17 protein-coding genes are annotated in these 17349 nt (G+C 39.7%); 7 read left to right on the forward strand and 10 right to left on the reverse strand.

Annotation, left to right across the window (positions count from 1 at the left end; translation table 11 throughout):
• Positions 1-88: 88 nt before the first annotated feature.
• From HUU81_RS14940 to yjjX, 3 genes are read right to left on the reverse strand one after another with little or no spacing between them, the layout of a single operon-like run.
• Positions 89-460, reverse strand: coding sequence for a DUF2750 domain-containing protein (locus HUU81_RS14940; protein ID WP_199609713.1), 372 nt, complete (start codon positions 458-460; stop codon positions 89-91).
• A gap of 31 nt (positions 461-491) precedes the next feature.
• Positions 492-1175, reverse strand: coding sequence for a pyrimidine 5'-nucleotidase (gene yjjG, locus HUU81_RS14945; protein WP_199609714.1), 684 nt, complete (start codon positions 1173-1175; stop codon positions 492-494).
• 37 nt (positions 1176-1212) lie between these two features.
• Positions 1213-1755 (reverse strand): inosine/xanthosine triphosphatase, encoded by a 543-nt coding sequence (gene yjjX, locus HUU81_RS14950; protein ID WP_199609715.1) that lies wholly within the window; start codon positions 1753-1755, stop codon positions 1213-1215.
• Positions 1756-2058: 303 nt separating this feature from the next.
• On the opposite strand from yjjX, the gene HUU81_RS14955 reads away from it, so the two are divergent.
• Positions 2059-4143 (forward strand): patatin-like phospholipase family protein, encoded by a 2085-nt coding sequence (locus HUU81_RS14955; RefSeq protein WP_199609716.1) that lies wholly within the window; start codon positions 2059-2061, stop codon positions 4141-4143.
• 29 nt (positions 4144-4172) lie between these two features.
• On the opposite strand, the gene HUU81_RS14960 is transcribed toward HUU81_RS14955, so the two are convergent.
• Positions 4173-4403, reverse strand: coding sequence for an RNA-binding S4 domain-containing protein (locus HUU81_RS14960; protein WP_199609717.1), 231 nt, complete (start codon positions 4401-4403; stop codon positions 4173-4175).
• Between the two features lie 162 nt (positions 4404-4565).
• Here HUU81_RS14960 and HUU81_RS14965 point away from each other — a divergent pair, with 162 nt between their 5' ends.
• Positions 4566-5687 (forward strand): pyridoxal-phosphate-dependent aminotransferase family protein, encoded by a 1122-nt coding sequence (locus HUU81_RS14965; protein WP_199609718.1) that lies wholly within the window; start codon positions 4566-4568, stop codon positions 5685-5687.
• A 105-nt stretch (positions 5688-5792) separates the two neighbouring features.
• Here HUU81_RS14965 and HUU81_RS14970 read toward each other — a convergent pair whose 3' ends face one another.
• The 4 genes from HUU81_RS14970 to HUU81_RS14985 form a co-directional block, all read right to left on the reverse strand.
• A complete protein-coding gene (locus tag HUU81_RS14970; RefSeq protein WP_199609719.1) occupies positions 5793-6200 on the reverse strand; it encodes a hypothetical protein in 408 nt (135 codons plus the stop codon).
• Positions 6201-6202: 2 nt separating this feature from the next.
• Entirely contained in the window at positions 6203-6403 is a 201-nt protein-coding gene (locus HUU81_RS14975) for a hypothetical protein (protein ID WP_199609720.1), read from the reverse strand.
• 643 nt (positions 6404-7046) lie between these two features.
• The gene (locus HUU81_RS14980; RefSeq protein WP_199609721.1) at positions 7047-7583 is read right to left on the reverse strand and encodes an SRPBCC family protein; all 537 of its coding nucleotides are present in this window, start codon (positions 7581-7583) and stop codon (positions 7047-7049) included.
• Positions 7584-7679: 96 nt separating this feature from the next.
• On the reverse strand, positions 7680-10022 hold the full coding sequence (locus tag HUU81_RS14985; protein ID WP_199609722.1) for a TonB-dependent receptor: 2343 nt from the start codon (positions 10020-10022) through the stop codon (positions 7680-7682).
• Positions 10023-10340: 318 nt separating this feature from the next.
• On the opposite strand from HUU81_RS14985, the gene gmk reads away from it, so the two are divergent.
• Together gmk and rpoZ are read left to right on the forward strand one after the other, a co-directional pair.
• Entirely contained in the window at positions 10341-10964 is a 624-nt protein-coding gene (gmk, locus tag HUU81_RS14990; RefSeq protein WP_199612093.1) for a guanylate kinase, read from the forward strand.
• Positions 10965-11085: 121 nt separating this feature from the next.
• Complete coding sequence (gene rpoZ / locus HUU81_RS14995; RefSeq protein WP_199609723.1) at positions 11086-11361, forward strand: DNA-directed RNA polymerase subunit omega; 276 nt, start codon at positions 11086-11088, stop codon at positions 11359-11361.
• Between the two features lie 584 nt (positions 11362-11945).
• Here rpoZ and HUU81_RS15000 read toward each other — a convergent pair.
• Complete coding sequence (locus tag HUU81_RS15000; RefSeq protein WP_199609724.1) at positions 11946-12473, reverse strand: hypothetical protein; 528 nt, start codon at positions 12471-12473, stop codon at positions 11946-11948.
• Positions 12474-12861: 388 nt separating this feature from the next.
• Between HUU81_RS15000 and spoT the strand changes: the two genes are divergently transcribed.
• Both spoT and HUU81_RS15010 read left to right on the forward strand, forming a co-directional pair.
• Positions 12862-14970, forward strand: a complete 2109-nt coding sequence (spoT, locus tag HUU81_RS15005; RefSeq protein WP_199609725.1) for a bifunctional GTP diphosphokinase/guanosine-3',5'-bis pyrophosphate 3'-pyrophosphohydrolase — start codon at positions 12862-12864, stop codon at positions 14968-14970.
• Between the two features lie 23 nt (positions 14971-14993).
• Positions 14994-15386 (forward strand): RidA family protein, encoded by a 393-nt coding sequence (locus HUU81_RS15010; protein WP_199609726.1) that lies wholly within the window; start codon positions 14994-14996, stop codon positions 15384-15386.
• A gap of 168 nt (positions 15387-15554) precedes the next feature.
• On the opposite strand, the gene HUU81_RS15015 is transcribed toward HUU81_RS15010, so the two are convergent.
• Positions 15555-16496, reverse strand: coding sequence for a substrate-binding periplasmic protein (locus HUU81_RS15015; RefSeq protein WP_199609727.1), 942 nt, complete (start codon positions 16494-16496; stop codon positions 15555-15557).
• A gap of 132 nt (positions 16497-16628) precedes the next feature.
• Here HUU81_RS15015 and trmH point away from each other — a divergent pair, with 132 nt between their 5' ends.
• Positions 16629-17339: a tRNA (guanosine(18)-2'-O)-methyltransferase TrmH gene (gene trmH / locus HUU81_RS15020; protein WP_199609728.1), complete on the forward strand. Its 711-nt coding sequence runs from the start codon at positions 16629-16631 to the stop codon at positions 17337-17339.
• Positions 17340-17349: the final 10 nt, after the last annotated feature.

Raw genomic sequence — 17349 nt, forward strand, 5'->3', positions numbered from 1 at the left:
ATTAAGTCTCAGTCCATGCAAACAGCTTGATTAAATTATAACGTTGTTTGCATGGCACTGGCTTTACTCGCGCTTTTAAGCAATTAAATTATTTTAACACTTCAACATCAGCGAGTTGTTGGGAAAAATCAGCCAAGTCTATTTCTTGATAGCTTGCTTCGTCGTGCCAGTTTATACCTATCATCACACCATCTTCAGCTAAATCTTCAATCCAAAATTCGAACCAGTCTTGCAATAAAATGACGGCTGGAGCGTAATCTTTCCATTCTTCGGTGCACTGTAGCTTTGCTTGCTCTTCAGATGACCACAATGGCATTACATCTGTATCTTCAAAATCTACCGAGCTTACAATAACCCAATCGCCACTTACGGGTTCTTGTAATGCCCATATTTGCTGTGTTTCTTTTACTGTGGTTAAAAACGCGCTAAGTTCAGGCGTTTGGTTATTTTTTTCTGTCATTGGGTAACCCTTTTAATGTGCATAAATTATTTTATCTAGTCGGTGCATGTAATAGTTGTTGCAGCTCAGCCAAGCTAGTTACTTGATAGTGCGGCTTAATGCCTTCAGGCATTGGTTCTTGGCGATGATTAAACCAACATGAATGAATGCCTGCATTATTTGCCCCTTTAATATCTGAATGAGGATTATCGCCTACCATCAGTATCTGGTCTTTTTCTGGGTGCTGCATGAGCTTAAAGGCATGCTCAAAAATATTGATATGTGGCTTCGCGACGCCAACTTGTTCAGAGATCACAATATGCTCAAACATTTTATTTAAGCCAGTTCGCTGTAAGCGTATTTGCTGTAAATCAGTAAACCCATTAGTGATAATGCCCATTTTTACTTTTCCAGATAGTGAGCTAAGTAATTCACCAGCGCCTGGCAGTAAAGCACAAATTTCTGCCATCGAATTTAAAAAACCACTGTTTAATACTTGAGTATCTACACCTAGTTTATCTGCCCAAATCTTAAAGCGTGTATGTTGTAATTGCGCAGCATCAATGGTGTGATTCTGATACTCATCCCACAATCGCTTATTGGTTTGCTGATACTCATTATAGTCTTGCGCCGAAAATGTCACATCATACTGATTAAACAAGTGCTTCAACCCACTAAATGCATCAAAGTGAAATAGGGTTTCGTCTGCGTCAAATAAAATCCACTGATACTTCATTCAATATCCTAGGTTTTAGTGCTAATAAGCACACATGTTATTGGTTAAATAATTGGCGATGTAAAAATGGTGCCATCGCTAAGGTTAATGCTTGTGTGTATGTACTTTGGCGGGTTTCACGATTATTTGTGAGCAAGGCCATGGCTCCACCTTTTTGCTTAATATTGTTAGTATTAAACAATTTATCCATCACACTGCCTAACTCTATACCTGTATCAAGCTGGTGATATACAGTTTGTGGCAGTGGTAAGTTTGAACTTCTACCAACAGATGATTGTTGGTGATTGGTAATAACAACAAATGCAAATGCAGCTACACCATATGAAAAATGTTCTACGCCGCCTTCTATCGCAACATAATAGTCCGCCGCTGCATTCGCTTGGCAAAATGCCACGCGATTTTGCGCACCAAGCAATGTTTCAGCTTCTGTCATAGGTTGAGCAGCAACACCTGAAGGCGCATCTATTCCTTTACAGATAATGTCACACTCAGGAAAGTGATCACTAAATGCTTGCTGAGTTGCGTTTATCTTTACAGGGTTTCGAGAACCCACCACAATACTAATTTGCTGCCTTTCCATTTTTCACCTTCAATAAACTGATTGAGACTGTCACTTCTTGGGCGCTATGTGCCACATATCAATAATCACATCTAGGTTGCGTATACCATACCAGATTCTACCAGATTAACGCTTCAATTGAGCATTTGATTTAGGCATAGTGCGGGACTGACTACCTAAGCTATATATCTGGCAGCTCTTTTAGCGAAAGTCATATTGTATGGCTTATATGATCCTACACACCTTGAACAATCTGTCATTGCTTGTTTTTCGAGCATTCCGTCCTAAACTTATAGGAAATATGGAGCTAAAGGATCACAAGCAATGGAACCGCAAAATATCGATCTGATTCAGGCCAATTTAAATAAAGAAGAGTTGGCTGACTTCAATAACAATCAGGCTAATTCTTCCCTGCATCTGAATGGTAATAAACAATACCCTTCTGGGCTTGCTCTTTCCGGCGGCGGTATTCGCTCTGCTGCATTTACGCTAGGCGTGCTAAGGGCACTAAAAACGTGCAAGTTATATGATTGTCTTGATTATCTATCTACTGTTTCTGGTGGTGGCTATAGTGGAGCAGCGGTAACTTGGGCAAAACAGCAAGGTATCTCAGATGGCGTGATGTTTAATTTTATTAGACAAAATGCCAATTACCTTACTCCTACTCAGTTATTAAACACCTCTGCATTAATTAGTGTTATTTTACGCACCCTGCTGCTTTCTTTATTAGTATATATTCCTCTTACTACTGCGCTCTTACAATTAGCAGTATTCAATGGCTGGTTTCAACCTCTGCTCGTCTCCAACGAACTTACCAGCGACAGCTCAACAATCGACCTAATTTATAACCAAATCAATATGTTTGGACTACTTGCAATTTGCTTATTGGCATTATTCTGTTTTTTATCAATCAGTTATTCAGTATATACCTTGTTGTCGTCGTGGCTACATAGCGCCGCTGGCAAACCGTATTTGTGGCGATTAACATTGCAAGTAATACAAGGCATTTTACTAATGCTTGCCACATTATTTGTTGTAATTGCGCTGTTGCCTACTCTTCATGAATTACTTGATAAACTTATCGTCGACTCAAAAAGCGAGAGCGTATTGATTTCAATACTGACTATTGGCGGCAGTAGTATAACGGCTTTGCTAAATGTGAAAGCACAAATTCATGGTTCAGAAAAAAGTGGCAAACACAGTGAACTTATCGCATTCATTGCTGCGGCAGCCATGATTTTAGCAATATTACTCCTCTGTTATGTTATCGCCATTAAGTCTGATCCTAAGTTATGGTATTGGACTCTGGGGTTTTCACTTGTAGTAGGTTTATTGGTTAATTTAAATAATGTGTCGCTACATAGAATGTACCGTGACCGCTTAATGGAAGCGTTTATGCCACAAGCCGAACCATTAAAAGCAAACAGCGCTGAAGAGAATATGTATCGTTGGCGCCCTGCAACCGATGCGAATAAATTTAAACTCAGCGATATAAAAACCAAACCTTACCATATTGTTAATACCACATTAGTGCTTACGAATTCGAAAAATGCTAAATACCGAGGACGCGGTGGTGATAATTTTATTTTATCGCCAAAACGGTGTGGCAGTAACGCCACCGGCTGGCAAAAGACCGCTAAGTATATGGGCAATAAAATGACACTATCAACAGCAATGGCGATATCTGGCGCAGCTGTCAACCCTCATACAGGCGTGGCTGGACATGGTATCACTCGCAATATTGTCGTTTCGTTTTTAATGGGTTTTTTAAATATTCGGTTAGGCTTTTGGGCCACGCACCCAAATAAAGCACCGTTGTGGCAAATACCCAATTACTTTTTGCCCGGGTTAAAAGGAGTATTTGGCAGTGGGTTTACTGAAAAAAATTCACGTATTGAGTTAACAGATGGCGGCCATTTCGAAAATACAGGAGTATACGAACTAATTAGACGCCAATGCCCTTTAATTATTGCCACAGATGGCGGTGCAGATCCTAATTACCAGTTTGAAGATTTAGGTAATTTAATTGAAAAAGCGCGCCTTGACTTCGACACTAACATTCAATTTAGTTCTGAGTACCCGTTGGAGGACACATTACCAAACGAAGATAAAAACAAGCTAGGAATCAACCTTGCAACACGCGCCTTTGCTGTGGCTAAAATTACTTATCATGCATCCAAAAATAATGCGGCTTCATCACCTACCACTGGCACGCTAATCGTGATTAAGCCCACCTTGATAGATGGCCTGTCTCAAGATATTTATAGCTATAAAAAAGGCTACCCGCGCTTTCCACAGCAACCAACTTCTGATCAGTTTTTTGATGAGATGCAATATGAAGCATACCGAGCCTTAGGCTTTAAAGCCGCCAACACCATGATCGACGCATTAAAACTAACAAAAGGCTAAGCACATGTGATATTACGAAAAACAATAACTTAAGATGCCGTTTGTGCTACAACTTCTAATAGTTGCCCCTGCACTTCGACAATGTCTCCCGGAAACACTTTTTTACGTGTTTGCTCAACAATCTGGCCATTTACTATTACCATTTTTGCGCTAATAACCTGCTTAGCTTCAGCGCCACTTGCCACGATGGCTTCAAATTTCAATAGCTTGTTAAGCTCAATGTAATCGGTATGGATCTCAACTTTCGTAGTGTCAGTCATAGTTATCAACTTAAGTTCTTTGTAATGATTAAGGCGTGTTAACTCAGCATTCTACTAAATCATTTAAACGAATGGGCGTTATTTCCCTCTTTTATTTTATTCCTTGCTAATATGGTTACATCTCAACATTTATTGATTATTACCGATAATAAGGACACATCTATGCACATCTCCTCATTCAATCCCCCGCGTCGAATTCTTATGGGGCCAGGTCCATCTGATATTTCTCCTCAAGTCCTTAATGCACTTTCTCGTCCAACGGTTGGTCACTTAGATCCTCTCTTTATCAATATGATGGATGAAGTGAAATACTTACTTAAGTATGCCTTTCAAACTGAAAATGAAATGACCTTAGCCATTTCTGCACCCGGTTCTGCGGGTATGGAAGCATGTTTTGTTAACTTGGTTGAACCCGGCGATAAAGTAGTGATTTGTATCAACGGCGTATTTGGCCATCGCATGCAAGAAAACGTTGAACGTTGTGGTGGTGAAGCTGTGCTAGTTGAAGGAGAATGGGGGCGCGCGGTCAACCCTGATCAGCTTGAACAAACATTAAAAGAAAATACCGATGCTAAAATTGTTGCTTTTGTTCATGCCGAAACATCAACGGGTGCATTATCAGACGCACAAACGTTGTGTGCTATTGCTAAACAGTATGACTGTTTAACACTGGTTGATGCGGTCACTTCACTAGGCGGAGTTGAGCTACGTGTTGACGACTGGCAAATTGACGCGATTTATTCAGGCAGCCAAAAATGTTTATCCTGCGTACCTGGATTATCCCCCGTTAGTTTTAGTAGCGCAGCGGTAGAAAAAATAAAAATGCGCAAAACTAACGTGCAAAGCTGGTTCCTTGACCAATCGTTAGTAATGGATTATTGGGCTGGTGAAGGTAAACGCAGCTATCACCATACTGCGCCAGTTAATGCGCTATATGGGCTACACGAATCACTGGTTATGCTGTATCAAGAGGGATTAGAAAATAGCTGGAAACGCCACCAGCAGTTGCATCAAGTGTTAGCCGACGGCCTGACTGAATTGGGTATCGAATTTATTGTGCCTGAAAATGAAAGATTACCGCAGTTAAATGCTGTTTATATTCCAGAAGGTATCGAAGATGCAAAGGTGCGAAGTAAGCTGTTAAATGAATTTAATTTAGAAATTGGTGCAGGCCTAGGAAATTTTGCAGGAAAAGCATGGCGCATTGGATTAATGGGTTACGCTGCGCGCAAAGAGAATATTTCACTTTGTTTAAGTGCATTAAAAGAAGTGATGGGACAGTAGCCTACAAGTAACCATACAACATGTCGGAAGGCGCCTACGGCTTTTCCAACCTACACAACATAAACGTTAAGCGTAGGTCGGTTAAGCGAAGCGCCACCCGACAAATTAATTCGAGGTACGGCCGTCAGAAGATGCTAAATCACTGGAATAATAAAAATAAGTAGGCATAGCAAAGGCAATCACAAATAATACTGTAAAGTTCGCATGTAAAAATACTTCATGCAAGGTATAACCATTAGGACGAGTATATTCGTAATACAGTGCAATAAAATTAGTTATGAAATAAACCGCTAGCACACGCTGCCAAAACAGCCTATTGGCAATAAAGCGCTTTTTAAACGCATAGCAAAATGCAGCAATAACCGTAGCGGCATCTGTTAACACAAGTAAAATAGAAATAATCGCTGGGTGTGTAGGCTGTAAAATTTCAGGGGTGTTAAACCCTTCGAACAATGATGCGAGAAATGCCACCGCCATTATTAAAAAGACGAGTTTCCATTTTATATTACTCATAACTACCACCAAAAACCATACGGGATTTGATCTGGATTTGCTGGTAATTGTCTCCAGCCATCGGCATTCTTTATATAACGCCTAATAAAGTTATTTCTTTTAGCCCCTATAGGCGCCAGCCCTGCAAGCAAGTTTAAAAGTTCTTCAAATTCTTCTGACTTTCTTCCATATTTAGCAAAGGTTGTTCGTAAAGTTGGGTACACTGCCTTATACACCTTATTGGCTTCTTTTTGATTTCCGATAAATTGCTTATAAACAATATTTCCAAATGCGTATGCTTTACCTAATGCCCCAAAATACCTTTAACTAACGCCATGTAATCCATAATATGATTCGCTTATATCTTATTTAAATAATGCTGTGTTGAACTCTAAAATTCATTTTAAAAAACCACATTATTCACACAAATAAAACATAAGCAACATTAAACATTCATTTACCAACATTTAACATCGGTACCCCAGCACCAACATGAAATGATTTCGCTTTTTATCCAACATGCGGCATGTTGAAAGACGGTTAGTGCTGAGTTTAAGCTGCTGTAGCAGGTGATGTTACCGAAGCTGCCGTAGTTGAACGAACTTAAGCCTATTTTGCGACTTGGTTAAGTGTTTATTAATTGAGGGTACTGCTCTAACTCAGTTTTGAGCAGCTTTGGTGAGCTGTTTGTTTCATGATGATACTACACCTTTGCCAGATTAAAGTTCAAACTAATGCTTTATTAAATTGAGTCATGTGTCATTTCTCAATGATAGCGAAATGACACAGGCTTCAACACATTATCGCCCTTCCTCTTCCTAGCATTACTATACTCGTAATATTGTGCCAGCAATATGAATAAAGGTTTTAGCGATTTTTAGCTTCCAGCACCTGTTTTAATTTATTCAACCCTTTTTGGTATTCCGCACCAATCCATTCGTCAAACATTAGCCCCATGTAGCGGCTAATGATGTTATAACCATGCAAAGTGTTAAATCCCCAAGTGACTTTGGTCTGATTGTTACTTTTTTCTTCCACCAAATAATATGCGGTAGCACTACCCTGCCCTTCAAACATTAAGTCTACTGACACTTTGTCATTTTTAACGCTTGACACTATTTCCTGACGACCGCCTCCCACACTTGGATTTTCGCTCTTCCACGTCATGATGGCGCCCACGCCTGCATCTGGGCCTGCGAATTCGTAGCGAGTATTAGGATCGTATTCCGCCCACGGTGACCATGAGTTAAATTCACGCATATTATTTAACTTTGAAAATACAGTATCTATATCACGTTCAATAACAATTGACCGCGACACTTGGGTCGACTCTGGCAAAACTAAGCCAATACCAATAAAAATAGTTATTAATAAAAGCAACCCAATACCAATAGACTTTAACATCCCTTTTCTCCATTTTTATTATTTATGCTTAAGCTAACGGGATTTGCCTGTACGTTCAACCTGTACGTGAAAAATAATCACTTAAAATGCAGTAAATTATTCGAAGCGATAACGCACACTAACCCCATAGCGACGTGGTAATTCATAAACGCCAGTGTTCACGCCTAAGAACGTAGTGTTGCGGTGTGTTACTGCATCATTATCAGCTATATTTTTAATCCAAGCTGACACTTCCCATTCACCTTCATGCATTAGTAAAGTGGCACGCGCATTGGTAACGTGATGACTTTCAATATAGCTACTATCCGAATTATCAGCATGGCTATAGCGCTCATCTTCATAGCTATGATCCACCGTTAAACGCCAGTCGCCCATGTCAGTATAAATGTCGTAATTTACGGCTAAATAATAGTTAAACTGCGGCGAGAACGGTAAGTCGTTACCATCAAAGTCGACATTGATGCCGCCACCATTTTTAAACGTGTCAAACTCTGCATCAATCCAAGCAGCATTAAATATAAGTAGTAAGTCCTCTACCGGCTTATAATTAAGCTCAGCCTCAATACCTTGACTAATTGCAACCGCTGCATTGCTAGTGCCTAATGTCGTTGTGCCGTCATCATTCGGCGTAAACTGGAATACTTGGTAGTCTTCAAACTCACCATAGAACGCAGCTAAATTTAGGCGCATGGTACGATCAAGTGCATCAATTTTTGTGCCTAACTCAAAACTGGTTGCTTGCTCTCTATCAAACTGGAACTTGTCAACATTAGGAATAAAGTCTGCGTTAAAACCTGCACTACGGTAAGCACGTGACAGTGAGCTATACAACATAATGTTGTCATTCATAAAATAGTTAACACCAATTTTAGGCGATACGTTTACATCACTGACTTCGCGCTGTTCATCCAATCCATCACCAATGGTCGGAAACGCAAACGCAATTGGGTTTTGTTGCTTAAAGTCTATCGACACTTTCTCATCATTAATCCTAACCCCCGCATTGAATGCCCATTTATCTGACCAGTAATAATTTCCGTGCAAGTAGGCAGCAAGCGAGCGATAACCACTACGCGATGAGTTAATAATTTCTACACCATTAATTGCACCACCAGCGATATCTGTACCGAACGTGCCAGTTCTGATGCTTGAATTATTCTGATCTAAATAATATAAACCAAGTACGTAGTCATATTTATCATGCTTAGGAGACAGCAATCTCAACTCTTGAGATATTTGATTAGAACCATCAACAAAGCCAACCGTAAGAACATTGTCTGAAGAATAGTCTTCGTCATTTAATCCGTTAAACTCAGCGTCTCGGTAGCCCGTAATCGAGGTAAGGCTAAATCCATTATCAAAATCGTAATTAGCGGTAATTGAGCCGCCTTGAATTTCTTTATTATCGAACGTGTCGACATTACTGGCTATTTCGTAAGGCGTATCTTCTTCACCTGGAGCGATATTTTCACCTATGGCCCAGTCCGACTCATCATCTAAATAGTCAAACCCGAACACTAGATTAAAACTTGAGCTAATATCTGCCTTCCACTTTGCTCGTAAGGCGGAACGCGAAAGGTTATTGGTGTCTTTTTCCAAAGTGCTATTATAAATATAACCTTGCTTCTCAATATCAGTCACTGAAATACTAAAGGCATGTTTATCTGCAACGGGCATATTAACTCGCGCTGCAAATTTATGATCTAAATAGTTGCCAGTTTCAGCCAGTACATCTACTTCAAAAAAGTCTGACGGCGATTTAGTAATAATACTTACCGCTCCCGAAACCGTATCTTTACCGAATAACGTACCTTGTGGGCCACGCAATACTTCAACTCGTTCAATGTCGTTCATGCTTTGGTCAGCGGCCATAGAACGCCCCATGTACACACCATCCACATACACACTGGCACGGGCACTAGAGCCTACATTGCGCGAATAGTCGGATACACCGCGAATACTGATTTCGCCTCGTGACGGTCTGTCATTAGCACCAAAATTAAAACTAGGTGCGGCCACTTGCAACTCGGATAACGAGTTAGCACCTAAACGCTTGATACTATTTTCATTAAAGGCTGAAATCGCAATCGGTACTTGCTGCTGGTTTTGTAAACGCTTTTGCGAAGTAACCTGAATCACTTCAATGGCTGACTTATCTTGCTCGCTTTCAACGTCAGCTTGATTAGTTTCTTGCGCCATCAATGGATGAGCAGTAAGTAATAATGAAGAGGTAATAGCCACCGATAACGCCGTCAGTGTAGGCGAGCCTGTGGAAATAGTTTTTTTATTAGTCATTGATTTTTCTTTATATGATGTTGTACTACAAGACATTAATGATGGTGAAACGGATACCGTTTGTTTTCGCAGGTGCAATACACATTCGTTACACTCATCTTTACTAAACAACAATAAGCGCGACTTTTTTATTCTTTGTGGCATGTTAACGACCTCAACTTCGCATACAAAACAGTCCAATGTAGGATATTAAATATATGGTTAAGTATTATTAGTGGCGGTAAACAATCCCATTCTACAAACTCACTCTATTCCCTTAAGTTTATGTCGCGCATGCATTTTATGCTTTTTGTGCGCTTTTCGCCAATGATCAACACTGAGCATAGTAAAATAATGGAGTTTTGCTTAATAATGCGCATACTTTATTACGCAAATATGGCAAAGGCGTAGGAATCGAGGCATTCCCCTAGTACAATTGCCCACATTAGTATTTTTAACTTGAACACAATATCTGGCATTCATATGACAACTAAAGGCAATTTATTCATTATTTCTTCTCCGAGCGGTGCAGGAAAATCCAGTTTAATTAAGGCCCTACTTGAAAGACATAGCGACATGCAAGTCTCGATTTCTCATACAACACGAGCGCCTAGACCGGGTGAAGAGAATGGCGTTCATTACCACTTTACGCATCAAGATGACTTTAAAGCCTTAATCGCGCAGGACGCCTTTCTAGAATGGGCAGAAGTATTTGGTAATTATTACGGCACATCAAATATTGCCATTGGCCAGCAGTTGGATGCAGGCATTGACGTATTTTTAGATATTGACTGGCAAGGTGCACGCCAACTGCGTGACAAGCGATCTGATATTACCAGCATCTTTATCTTACCCCCGTCTCGCGAAGAACTAGAAAGTCGCCTTAATAAGCGCGGTCAAGACAGCCAAGAAACCATTGCCAAGCGTATGGCGCAGGCACAATCTGAAATGTCTCACTATAATGAATATGATTATGTAATTATTAATGATGACTTTGATAAGGCGCTATACGATTTAGAAAGTATTGTGTTTAGCCACCGTTTAAGCAGCCCTAATCAAGCAATAAAACATGAAGAATTATTAAAACAACTGTTGGCTAATGATTAAGCATTTAGTAAACTACGCGGTTCGTACACTTTATGCCTCAAGTATTTATGCTAAGTGGGCGAACTAAGTTTAAAAACTCAGTGTTAAATTTGTAAATTTCGAACTAATTTTGGAGTGCTAAATGGCTCGTGTAACTGTTGAAGATGCAGTAGATAAAGTAGGCAACCGTTTTGATCTTGTTTTAGTCGCATCACGTCGTGCGCGTCAAATTGCGGTTGAAGGAAAACAGTGCTTAGTTGAAGAAGAAAATGACAAGCCAACTGTTTTAGCGCTTCGCGAAATTGAGCAAGGTTTAATTGATACGTCATCTATGGATCAATTAGATCGTGAACAAGAAGCACAAAAAGAAGCTGACGAACTTGCGGCTGTAGCGGCAATTGTTGGTGGTGAAGAATAATCACAATGTGTGATTAGTTATTTTTGAGCAAATGCTAGAGATGTTCTGCATTTGCTCTGAAATCACCCTCTATCGACTTTCCTCATTCATAATAATTTTCAAGTAACTCACTTCCCCTTCTATTAATATAACCCTCGCTATTCAGGATGGGAGATTGACATATATACTAACTAAACCGAAAGAACGAAACCTAGCATGAACTATTAGCTGAGCTTTTTGCACAACTTTTATTCCTCTTTGGCAAGCTTAACAGCTTGAGCAAGGAAAACTAAAAAGAGGTCGGGCGCGCCAGAATGCCTTTGCCAGAAATAATCAGGATTGCATAAGCCTGTCACAACTAGAGAGTATTAAGGTACAAAATTTTGTAGGTACTACCAGACGAATACTTGAGAAAGTCAACATTCAGCTCAAAAAACTTCTCAATTTGGGCATTCAAACACTGTAGTTTACATGACCTCTTATTGACTGTACTCGTTCCACTAATTGTTTATAAGCACTAAGATAATATGTTATCGATAACATTTGACGTATTTTAGTCTAGATTAACTGATCTCAGAAAAAATACAGTACTTGATAGAGAGCTCTTATTTATTAAGTAATAAAGTAATATCTTCAGATATAATCTCATTGGAGTATAAATTAAGCTCTACGTTCACAGTGACGTTCTTTTTAAGCTGTATTTTTCCACTTTTAACAGAGTCATATGTATTGAGTACCGTCGGCTTCATAAATAAAACATATACCCTTTTATAAAGCTCAACATTTACAAAGCTGGTCGATGTGAAAGCACCTCCATCATAGGGAGTTAGTGCGATATATGAGCCTGTTTTAATTTTTACAACATCAAGGTATCGTTTTGAATTGAAGTCCCATGTGAGAATTTGATAAATAGAAAAGGCGCCAACAATATAGCAAAAAAATAATATATTTTTTCTATTAGATATTAACTGTATTCCTACTAAAAATGCCGTTAAAGAAAATAAAGAATGAAGCAAGTCATAGATTTTATATTGCTCATGAAACAACCAAAAAAAATCTAAATTGTATACACCGCACAAAACAAATATTAGTACTGGATATAAGATGAGTAAAATGCCAATAGTTTTTTTCATAAAGCCTTAATTTGGCGCAAATAGCTGGGAAAAATTTGCGCCATTATTACATTTAGTTTTAAGTCATGTATCATTCCTATTTTCTTGATAATACTGGAATGACACAGATTTCTAAACACTACCTTACAACAACCTATTTCATCACTTACAAAGTGACACTAACAATCACGTCATAAGCTTTTGCTACTTCCAACGTCTTACAATTAATAATAAAGTTCTGCTTTATCATTGCTAAAAGTCGCTGTAAAATTTTCTGTATTCAGTTAGTGTCTACAATTACAGTAACGAACAACTTTTCGTTATTTAACCTTACACTTGCACCAGTATTCTATGTGTCGCTGATTTACATAAGTTAATACGTGACCGTAAACGTTAATTTGAGAGTTAAATGTATCTTTTTGAAGGTTTAAAACAACAAATCACGCAATATTTGCCAACTGAGCATATTGAATTAGTGCAACACGCTTATGTCGTTGCCAGAGATGCCCATGAAGGCCAAATGCGTTCAAGTGGCGAACCTTATATTACGCACCCAGTTGCCGTGACCAAGATTTTAGCCGACATGCATTTAGACTATGAAACGTTAATGGCGGCATTAATGCATGATGTAATTGAAGATACCGATTACACCAAAGAGGATCTCGCTGAATTATTTGGCGCAACCGTTGCTGACTTAGTGGAAGGGGTAAGTAAATTAGAAAAAATTCATTTTGAAAACAAAGAAGAGTTTCAAACTGAAAACTACCGCAAAATGATTATGGCAATGACCCAAGATATCCGGGTCATTCTCATTAAACTTGCCGACCGTACTCATAACATGCGCACGCTAGGATCACTTCGCCCGGATAAACGACGACGAATCGCTCGTGAAACTCTTGAAATTTATGCACCAATTGCAAACCGCCTTGGTATTCATGATATAAAGAATGAATTAGAAGATCTCGGTTTTCAGGCTCTTTACCCGATGCGATACCGCGCATTAGGATCAGCCGTAAAGCAAGCGCGTGGCAACCGCCGCGAAATAATCAACAACATCCAAGCGGAAATAGTAACGCGCATTCAAGATGCAGGCATTGAGTGCCAAGTGTCTGGCCGCGAAAAGCACCGCTATAGTATTTATCGCAAAATGCTAAACAAGGAGCTAATGTTCAACGAAGTAATGGACATTTATGCTTTCCGCGTTTTAGTTAACGATTTAGATACCTGCTATCGCGTACTTGGCGTAGTACACAATTTATATAAGCCCATTGAAACTCGGTTTAAAGATTACATCGCGATTCCTAAAACTAACGGTTATCAATCGCTTCACACCTCCCTTGTTGGCCCTCATGGTATTCCGGTTGAAATACAAATTAGAACAGAAGAAATGGACCACATGGCAGACAAAGGGGTCGCTGCTCACTGGCTTTATAAAAAAAGCGGTGATAATGCCGATACAACTGCCCAGCAACGTGCTCGCCAGTGGATGCAAAGCCTATTAGAGCTACAACAAAGCGCGGGTTCATCCTTTGAGTTTATAGAAAACGTAAAAACCGATTTATTCCCAGAAGAAATTTACGTGTTCACCCCTGACGGCCGCATTGTAGAATTACCAATGGGTGCAACCCCTGTTGACTTCGCTTACTCGGTTCATACCGATGTAGGTAATGCATGTGTGGGATCCCGTGTAGACCGTAAACCTCACCCACTTAGTAAACCGCTTGATACTGGGCAAACAGTAGAAATCATTACCAGCCCAGGCGTTAAGCCAAACGCTACTTGGTTAAACTTTGTTGTTACCGGAAAAGCACGCTTAGGTATTCGGAATTATTTGAAAAAACAAAAACATGACGAAGCACTAAGGTTAGGTAAGCGCTTACTTACATCAGCATTAGGTGATACTAAGTTGGAGGAGATAGAATTAGGGAAAGTGGAGCAAATTTTAGCTGACTTTAAACAACCTAATTTAGACGCTTTATTTACTGAAATAGGCCTAGGTAACTTAGTCAGTATTGCAATTGCTCGTCGCTTACAAGGCGATGAAAAAGAAGAGATTGAAGAAGCAATGCCACGTAAACATACCACACCTATTGTGGGTGCTGAAGGTATGTTGATAACCTATGCTAAATGTTGTCGTCCAATCCCTGGAGATGATATTGTGGCTCATGTTAGCCAGGGCAAAGGGTTAACTATCCACCGTGGTGAATGTAGAAATATCAGGGATTGGCAACGTGAGCCCGCCAAGTACTTTGCGGTCAGCTGGGAAGATACTGGCGAAAAAGAGTTTTACACTGATATTCGTGTAGAGATTATTAATCACCAAGGTGCTTTAGCAAAGCTAACCAACGTTATTGCGGCAACTGGCGCTAATATTCAGCATTTAAGTACAGATGAAAAAGAGAGTAATCTATACGTCATCGATATTGAACTAACGTTGAAAAACCGTATACATTTAGCGAATGTAATGAGAAAGATCCGCGTGATTGATGACGTTCAACGTGTATATCGTCGTAAATAATAAAATTAAAATAAGAGTGTTTCATGGCAAAAGTAATTATTAATACTGACAACGCACCTCAAGCGATTGGCACGTACAGCCAAGCGGTAAAAATTGGCACAACCGTTTATCTTTCAGGTCAAATTCCGTTAGTACCTGCGACTATGGAAATGGTATCAGAGGAATTTGAAGCACAAGCTAAACAAGTCTTCGAGAACCTACAGGCTGTGTGTGAAGCTGCAGACGGTAATATTAATGACATGGTAAAAGTGAATATCTTTCTAACTGACTTAGGGCAGTTCGCTACAGTAAACGAAGTAATGAGTCAGTATTTCAACAAGCCGTATCCTGCACGTGCAGCCATTGAAGTAAAAGCGTTACCTAAAGGCGCACAAATTGAGATCGACGGCATCATGGAAGTTCCCTCTACTAACTAAGGGGGCTTGAATATTCCCGCGTAAATATTCGCGTTTAAGTACGCGCGTTTGAGTATTGTTCAAGTTAACAGGCCTCTACTCGCTATGTGATAAGAATCGATTGGCTAAACCAAGTAAACTCGTCACATCAAAGAGCAGGGTGACCATTTAGATGAACCATCATGACTATTAACGAAGTTTAGTGATTGATAAATATGATACGCGCATAGGATGTGTTTCAGCATCATAATGAACAGGCTGATACCATAAACGTTGTATTTTTAATGGCGTTTCAGCAGATAAGAGTGGATTGTTGATTACCAACACCTTCCTGTTATTGAGATTCGCTTTATTAATCAACGATTGATAATAGCGATAAAATAACTGATCGAATGAGCCATCTTCTAACGCGATACTCAGCCCACTAGCAATAACCTCTTGTAATTGCGTATTGTCTTTATTTACAAAATAATATGTAGCGGTGGGATACTTAATAATGATGTTTTGCTCTGCCATTACCCCTTCTTTTTTATACCGCTCCTCTTCAGACCAAATCTCTAATACACTACGAGGAAACATATCAAAACGCCTGTTGATGAGCATTTCAAATAACCCCTTATAAGTACTTGCAGATTGCACATCAAACCCAGCATGTTTTAAAATTTCTGTATCAGGCCAGTCATGCCCCTGCCCCACACTAAATTTGCGCAACTGATTTAACGTCGTGCTCTTTGTAAATAAATGCTGATTGGCTTTTAAGATTAAAGGAATACGCCAACCAATTAACCCCTTCATAATAGGCACCCTGATTGGAAGAAATTTTTCTTCTCGTTCAATAGATGTCATAGACCACACAATATCAATACCGCGATTTTTTTCTAACTGTTGAAATGCGCGCCCCTGTGGCATGGCAATTCGACTTGGGATCAATACATATGCATGTTGTGCTTTTGAAATAGCCAATTCTAAAAGCTGAAGGGTATAATCATGCCTTCTATCAAAGTGACCTTCAGGCCTTGGATAGACTAAAATTTTCTTAGAAGATGACTCATTGGATTGCGCACTCGCTGAGTGCCAGCAAAAAGTAAGACCGATAAGTGTTATCAAAAATATCATTATTTTGACAATCATATGGCCAGCACCATAAGTTCAAATATTCATTACCTCAGTGTAGCGGCATTTTTTTAGGTACTAAGATAATTTTGGCAAAATTTCTTTTTAAAAAGTAAACTAGCGCATAATTAACATTGATGAGATACCAACATGACACCTGAACGCTTGCAGCGCATGAATAATATGCTCGACAAACGTCAAACTGACTTAACCATTTGTCTTGAAGAAGTACATAAACCACATAACCTTTCTGCCATAGTAAGAACGGCCGATGCAATTGGCATTCATCGGGTTCATGCTGTATGGCCAACAGAAAGAATGCGCATGTCAGGTGGCACAGCAACAGGCAGTCAAAATTGGGTCAATGTAGTGCGCCATAACACAGTTATCGAAGCAATCACTGAATTAAAAGCGCAAGGCATGCAAATTCTTGCAACCAACTTATCAGACACCGCGGTCGACTTTCGCGAGGTTGATTACACCAAACCTACTGCTATTTTACTTGGCCAAGAAAAGTTTGGGATCACACCTGAAGCGTTAGCAATGGCTGATCAAGATATCATCATCCCTATGGTTGGCATGGTGCAATCTCTAAATGTTTCTGTCGCGAATGCGACGATTCTTTATGAAGCACAGCGACAAAGACAGCTAGCTGGTCTATACGATACGCCAACACTAGACAAAAAAGAGCGTGATCGTGTGTTATTTGAAGGTGGTCACCCCATTTTTGCAAAAGCGTGTAACCAAAAAGGCCTTCCTTATCCTGAGCTTGATGATGACGGACAAATTATTGCAGATGACAGCTGGTGGAAAAAAATGCAGATGAATAAAGATGCTTGGCAACATATTGATGACGAGTAAAACGATGGTA

Source organism: Flocculibacter collagenilyticus (genome assembly GCF_016469335.1).
Classification (GTDB): domain Bacteria; phylum Pseudomonadota; class Gammaproteobacteria; order Enterobacterales; family Alteromonadaceae; genus Flocculibacter; species Flocculibacter collagenilyticus.

What these genes read in the sequence shown, in the direction of transcription:
- HUU81_RS14940 (WP_199609713.1), bottom strand. Translation starts at nt 460, where the DNA reads ATGACAGAAAAAAATAACCAAACGCCTGAACTTAGCGCGTTTTTAACC.
- yjjG (WP_199609714.1), bottom strand. Translation starts at nt 1,175, where the DNA reads ATGAAGTATCAGTGGATTTTATTTGACGCAGACGAAACCCTATTTCAC.
- yjjX (WP_199609715.1), bottom strand. Translation starts at nt 1,755, where the DNA reads ATGGAAAGGCAGCAAATTAGTATTGTGGTGGGTTCTCGAAACCCTGTA.
- HUU81_RS14955 (WP_199609716.1), top strand. Translation starts at nt 2,059, where the DNA reads ATGGAACCGCAAAATATCGATCTGATTCAGGCCAATTTAAATAAAGAA.
- HUU81_RS14960 (WP_199609717.1), bottom strand. Translation starts at nt 4,403, where the DNA reads ATGACTGACACTACGAAAGTTGAGATCCATACCGATTACATTGAGCTT.
- HUU81_RS14965 (WP_199609718.1), top strand. Translation starts at nt 4,566, where the DNA reads ATGCACATCTCCTCATTCAATCCCCCGCGTCGAATTCTTATGGGGCCA.
- HUU81_RS14970 (WP_199609719.1), bottom strand. Translation starts at nt 6,200, where the DNA reads ATGAGTAATATAAAATGGAAACTCGTCTTTTTAATAATGGCGGTGGCA.
- HUU81_RS14980 (WP_199609721.1), bottom strand. Translation starts at nt 7,583, where the DNA reads ATGTTAAAGTCTATTGGTATTGGGTTGCTTTTATTAATAACTATTTTT.
- HUU81_RS14985 (WP_199609722.1), bottom strand. Translation starts at nt 10,022, where the DNA reads ATGCCACAAAGAATAAAAAAGTCGCGCTTATTGTTGTTTAGTAAAGAT.
- gmk (WP_199612093.1), top strand. Translation starts at nt 10,341, where the DNA reads ATGACAACTAAAGGCAATTTATTCATTATTTCTTCTCCGAGCGGTGCA.
- rpoZ (WP_199609723.1), top strand. Translation starts at nt 11,086, where the DNA reads ATGGCTCGTGTAACTGTTGAAGATGCAGTAGATAAAGTAGGCAACCGT.
- HUU81_RS15000 (WP_199609724.1), bottom strand. Translation starts at nt 12,473, where the DNA reads ATGAAAAAAACTATTGGCATTTTACTCATCTTATATCCAGTACTAATA.
- spoT (WP_199609725.1), top strand. Translation starts at nt 12,862, where the DNA reads ATGTATCTTTTTGAAGGTTTAAAACAACAAATCACGCAATATTTGCCA.
- HUU81_RS15010 (WP_199609726.1), top strand. Translation starts at nt 14,994, where the DNA reads ATGGCAAAAGTAATTATTAATACTGACAACGCACCTCAAGCGATTGGC.
- HUU81_RS15015 (WP_199609727.1), bottom strand. Translation starts at nt 16,496, where the DNA reads ATGATTGTCAAAATAATGATATTTTTGATAACACTTATCGGTCTTACT.
- trmH (WP_199609728.1), top strand. Translation starts at nt 16,629, where the DNA reads ATGACACCTGAACGCTTGCAGCGCATGAATAATATGCTCGACAAACGT.